The sequence below is a fragment of the Roseiconus nitratireducens genome (genome assembly GCF_008629675.1).
Classification (GTDB): domain Bacteria; phylum Planctomycetota; class Planctomycetia; order Pirellulales; family Pirellulaceae; genus Stieleria; species Stieleria nitratireducens.
In genome coordinates this window covers 1-5,805 of the sequence record NZ_VWOX01000046.1, presented here as the reverse complement: position 1 = coordinate 5,805, position 5,805 = coordinate 1, and the positions used below count along the sequence as shown (strand labels likewise).

The following is a 5,805-nucleotide window of genomic DNA, read 5'->3' as shown; positions in this document are numbered from 1 at the left end:
TCCGGCGATATGCGGGTCGCCGCGTTGGACCTGACGTTTTCGAGAACCATCCTCGGCGACTCCGCATCATCGCATGGTTCCCGTCATTCTTTGAACATCAATCCAACAATGGTAGCCGGCAAACGGTCGAAGATTCAACATTTCGCGAGTCTTCAGCGTTGGGGGCAGTCCAGTCTGGGGTCAGGCGTCGGTTCGATGCGTTTGGTCTGAATGGCGCGGAAACGGCCAATGAGCCGCACGGATTCTCAGGTTCGCTCTACAGATGGGCGATTGAAAATGGGCCTTGGCAATACACTGCTTCGCACGACTGACGTCCAGCGTTGACTTGTTGGCCAGACCGAGAGAGCCAGTGTTCCGTCATCCACACGGTCACTTTGTGGGTCGTCTTGGTTCTACGCGACAATTCACGGGAACGTCCGGCGATATGCGGGTCGCCGCGTTGGACCTGACATTTTTGAAAACCGTCCTCGGCGACTCCGCATCATCGCATGGTTCCCGTCATTTCTTGAACATCAATCGGACATTGTTACCCGGGAAACGCTCGAAGATTCAATATTTCGCGAGTCTTCAGCGTTGAGGGCACTCCAGTCTGGGGTCAGGCGTCGGTTCGATGCGTTTGGTTTGAATGGCGCGGAAACAGCAAATGAGCCGCACGGATTCTCAGTTTCGCTCTGCAGATGGGCGCTTGAACATCGGCTTTGAAAATACGCTGCTCCGCGCGGCTGACGTCCAGCATTGAAATTGTTGGCCAAGCCGAGAGAGCCGGTGTCCCGTGATCCACACGGTAACATCGTCGGTCGCCTTCGTTCTACGCGCCAATTCACGGGAACGATAGAAATCACGCGGGACGGGCAAACGACTTGCAAGCAGACCGACAAACGCGACTCCCGTCCTCGCGTGCATTTCATGGTTCTGCGAATTGCTATACGAAACTGCCCCAGATCTGCGATTTCGTCAAGGAAACTGAGCCGCAACTCGGGCAAGTGTCGGGGTCTGCAATCTCGTACTTTAGCCCGGTTTGATTGCAGTGTGGGCAGTTGAGACCTGCGATTTTGCAGTCAAACTGGTCAATGGTGTGCCCATTCAATTCAATTTGACGGTATTCGTATGGAACCAAGATGTCAGTTGAACGCTCTTGATTGTCGAAGGTACAACGTACCTTTCCATCCACGCGTTCTGTTTCCATACGAAACACGCGACAAAGCCGGCAGTACTTCGACTTGATATCGGGTTCAAGAGCATGGTTGTCCAATACATAGCCAGTCGCACAACTTGTGCAGATTACGTCACCACCGAAACGGTACGGGCAACGATTGCAGGCAATTTCAAATCCAATTGGAAGCATAGGAGGTAGTTGGACTCAGCCTCGATATGTGGATGGGGCTTTCGCAGAACGTCGGCGATCACGCGGTCGCCGCGAGTGATCCACCACTTCAAAAAACTCAACTCGGCGACTCGTCGTGCATCGCATTGTTACCCGCTTTTTGATTCTGGGTAAGTGCATTGACTGCCACAAGGACGGTGGCAATGGCCCAGTCTACAACAGTCCCGATCGAAAAACCGACCACGACTCCAATAAAACCCAGGGGGAGCCCAACAAAAACCAGCGATAAAAGAATGGTACCAGTCAATTGAAGAGGTCCAATAATTGGCCCGTGAACTGGTGCGGAGGCATACGAAAACCAGGTGACGGCTGCGGTTCCTGCCACTGCGGATGCGACAGCGCTGGCAACGCCGAAAAGACATCCAAAATTGGGTTGGGATGTTCCCGTGTCTAGCTGGACGTCGACCTTAGGTGGTGCAAATGGGTTCAATCGAGAATTCAAGTCGAAATAAGGTAGCGTCGTTCACAGTCTCTCTTGTGCAGCGAGTCTTTAGCGTCGTCGACCGAGAGTCCGCCCTGTAAAACCGACGCGTGGTTTCCAGTGGTCTTCGAAAGTACCTCAGAGGCAGACCATATCTCAGCCGGGTAACGTCCGGCGATATGCGGGTCGCCGCGTTGGACCTGACGTTTTCGAGAACCGTCCTCGGCGACTCCGCATCATCGCATGGTTCCCGTCTGTCTTTGAACATCAATCGGACCATGGTAGCCGGCAATCGCTCGTCGCTTCAACACTACGCGAGTCGTCAGCGTTGGGGGCATTCCAGTCTGGCGTCAGTCGTCGGTTGGCTGCGTTTGGTTTGAATGGCGCGGAAACGACAAATAAACAGTCCCAATTCTCAGGTTCGCTCTGCAGATGGGCGTTTGACCAACGGCTTCGCGAATACGCTGGTCCGTACGGCTGATGTCCAGCGTTGAACTTGTTGGCCAAACCGAAAGATCCGGTGCTCGGTAACCCACACGGTCATTTCGTCGGTCGTCTTGGTTCAGCGCCACAATTCACGGGAACGCTACCGATCACCCGGTCCGCGCGGTTGATCTTCCATTTTCGAAACGCCCCGACTCGCGGACTCGGGTGCATCGGATGGTTCCCCGCTCCTCAGTAACACTAACAAGCACGCCGAGAATGTCAGGCACCGTGCAGGCTGTTATCGTCGTTTAGTATAGCCCTGAATTCCGGACCGGGAGCGCCCGGAGTCCAGCCTAGTCTGCACGCATCATCCATTACGCGACGAACGAGTGACGGTTTGACTGAATGGCGAGCGCCGGGGCCGTGTATCCATAGGTCATTCAGAGACAGGCGGACGACCAACCGTTGCCCGCATTCGGATTGGACCACAAGCAAACCTTCCCCTGGAGACGAAGAAGGAATCGCACGCACCGATACTGACCAGCGAAGGTCGAGTCCGTCGTAGTGGATTGGGTTACTGCGTCGTTTCTGGAGCGACATCAAAATGTGATCGCCACATGGATCTCAGTCGGGGAACGTGCCGCGATCACCGGGTCCGCGGACCTTCGGTACGTGGGTGACAGCCGTCGGCCGCGCTGCCCCAGAGAGAAGTTGAAAAGTGAGAGGACGAGCGGACTCCGTGTGCATCGCTTGGTTCCCGTCCTTCGCTGTGAATCTGAAGAACCATGTTAGCCGACAGGAGCTCGCAGCTCCAACATTACGCGAGTCTTCAGCGTCGGGGCAAACCGGTCTGCGGCCGGGCATTGGTTCGATCAATTTGGCTTGAATCGCGAGGCAACTGCGAACCAGTTGGTCAGATTCTCAGGTTCGCTCTGCAGCTGGGCGTTTGAACAAGGGTTTCGAAAATACGCCGTTCTGTACGCCGGACGTCCAGCATTGAGTTTGTTGGCCAAACCGAAAGAGCCGGTGCTCCGTAATCCACACGGTCATTTTGTCGGTCGTCTTGGTTCTACGCGCCAATTCACGGGAACGTCCGGCGATATGCGGGTCGCCGCGTTGGACCTGACGTTTTCGAGAACCGTCCTCGGCGACGCCGCATCATCGCATGGTTCCCGTCTGCCTTTGAACATCAATCCGACAATGGTAGCCGGCAAACGTTCGCAGTGCCAAAATTACGCGAGTCATCAGCGCTGGGGGCATTCCAGTCTGGGGCCAGGCGTCGGTTCGATGCGTTTGGGTTGAATGGCGAGGAAACGACAAATGAGCCGTTTGGATTCTCAGGTTCACTCTGCAGATGGGCGTTTGAACATCGGCTTTGAAAATGCGCTGCTCCGCACGGCTGACGTCCAGCGTTGAACTTGTTGGCCAAATCGAGAGAGCCAGTGTTCCGTAATCCACACGGTCACTTTGTCGGTCGTCTTGGTTCTACGCGCCAATTCACGGGAACGTCCGGCGATATGCGGGTCGCCGCGTTGGACCTGACGTTTTCGAGAACCACCCTCGGCGACTCCGCATCATCGCATGGTTCCCGTCTTTCTTTGAACATCAATCGGACAATGGTACCCGGCAAACGCTCACCGTTTCAATATTACGCGAGTCATCGGCGTTGGGGGCATTCCAGCCTGAGGCCAAGCGTTGGTTCGATGCGATTGGCGTGAATCGCCCGACGACTGCGAATCAGCCGGTCCGATTCTCACGTTCGCTCTGCAGATAGGCGTCTGAACAAGGGCTCTGAAAATACGCTGCTCCGCACGGCCGACAACCAGCATTGCGTCTGTTGACCAAATCGAGAGAGCGAGTATTCCACAATCCACACGGTCAATTTGTCGGTCGTCTTGGTTCTACGCGCCAATTCACGGGAACGTTGGCGATATGCGGGTCGCCGCGTTGGACCTGACGTTTTAGAGAACCATCCTCGGCGACTCCGTATCATCGCATGGTTCCCGTCTGTCTTCGAACATCAATTGGACAATGATAGCCGGCAATTGCTCGTCGCTTCAACACTACGCGAGTCGTCAGCGTTGGGGGCATTCCAGCCAGGGGTCAGGCGTCGGTTCGATGCATTTGGTTTGAATGGCAACTACAAATCAGCCGGTCCGATTCTCAGGTTCGCTCTGCACCTGGGCGCCTGAACAAGGTCTTCGAGAATACTCTGCTCCGTACGTCAGACGTCCAGCGTTGGGCTTGTTGGCCCAATCGAGAGAGCGAGTGTTCCGTAAACCACACGGTCACTTCGTCGGTCGTCTCGTTTCTACGCGCCAATTCACGGGAACGTCCGGCGATATGCGGGTCGCCGCGTTGGACCTGACGTTTTCGAGAACCATCCTCGGCGACTCCGCATCATCGCATGGTTCCCGCCTGTCTTTGAATATCGATCGGACAATGGTAACCGGCAACTGCTCGCGGTTCCAACATCACGCGAGTCCTCAGCGTTGGGGGCAAACCGGTCTGAGGTCAGGCGTTGGTTCAATCAATTTGGCTTGAATCGCGAAGCAACTACGAACCAGTTATTCAGATTCTCAGGTTCGCTCTGCAATTGGGCGTTTGAACAAGGGTTTCGAGAATACGCCGTTCTGCGCGCCGGACGTCCAGCATTGAGTTTGTTGGCCAAACCGAAAGAGCGGGTACTCCGTAATCCACACGGTCATTTTTCGGTCGTCTTGGTTCTACGCGACAATTCACGGGAACGTCCGGCGATATGCAGGTCGCCGCGTTGGACCTGACGTTTTCGAGAACCATCCTCGGCGACTCCGCATCATCGCATGGTTCCCGTCATTCTTTGAACATCAGTCCAACAATGATAGCCGGCAAACGGTCGAAGATTCAACATTTCGCTAGTCTTCAGCGTTGGGGGCAGTCCAGTCTGGGGTCAGGCGTCGGTTCGGATCGTTTGGTCTGAATGGCGTGGAAACGACAAATGAGCCGTTTGGATTCTCAGGTTCACTCTGCAGATGGGCGTTTGAACATCTTCTTTGAAAATACGCTGCTCCGCACGGCTGACGTCCAGCGTTGAGCTTGTTGGCCAAATCGAGAGAGCCAGTGTTCCGTAATCCACACGGTCACTTTGTCGGTCGTCTTGGTTCTACGCGCCAATTCACGGGAACGTTGGCGATATGCGGGTCGCCGCGTTGGACCTAACGTTTTCGAGAACCATTCTGGGCGACTCCGCATCATCGCATGGTTCCCGTCTGTCTTTAAACATCAATCGGACAATGGTAGCCGGCAAAAGCTCGCAGTTCCAACACACGCGAGTCGTCAACGTTGGGGGCATTCCAGTCTGGGGTCAGGCGTCGGTTCGATGCGTTTGGCGTGAATCTGCCGACAACTACGAATCAGCCGGTCGGATTCTCAGGTTCGCTCTGCAGATGGGCGCTTGACCAACGGCTTCGAGAATACGCTGCTCCGCACGGCGGACGTCCACCGTTGCATTTGTTGACCAAATCGAGAGAGCGAGTATTCCGCAATCCACACGGTCACTTTGTCGGTCGTCATGGTTCTACGCAACAATTCACGG

General features: G+C 55.2%; 3 protein-coding genes. 1 reads left to right on the top strand and 2 read right to left on the bottom strand.

Annotation, left to right across the window (positions count from 1 at the left end):
• Positions 1-210, top strand: a 210-nt coding sequence (locus FYK55_RS29910; RefSeq protein WP_235909043.1) for a hypothetical protein, incomplete at its 5' end; no start/stop codon positions are given.
• 1,071 nt (positions 211-1,281) lie between these two features.
• Here the strand turns inward: FYK55_RS29910 and FYK55_RS29355 are convergent.
• Entirely contained in the window at positions 1,282-1,446 is a 165-nt protein-coding gene (locus FYK55_RS29355) for a hypothetical protein (RefSeq protein WP_161604828.1), read from the bottom strand.
• Positions 1,443-1,814 (bottom strand): hypothetical protein, encoded by a 372-nt coding sequence (locus FYK55_RS28550; RefSeq protein ID WP_150080028.1) that lies wholly within the window; start codon positions 1,812-1,814, stop codon positions 1,443-1,445. Before FYK55_RS28550 ends, FYK55_RS29355 begins: the two co-directional genes overlap by 4 nt.
• Positions 1,815-5,805 lie beyond the last annotated feature (3,991 nt).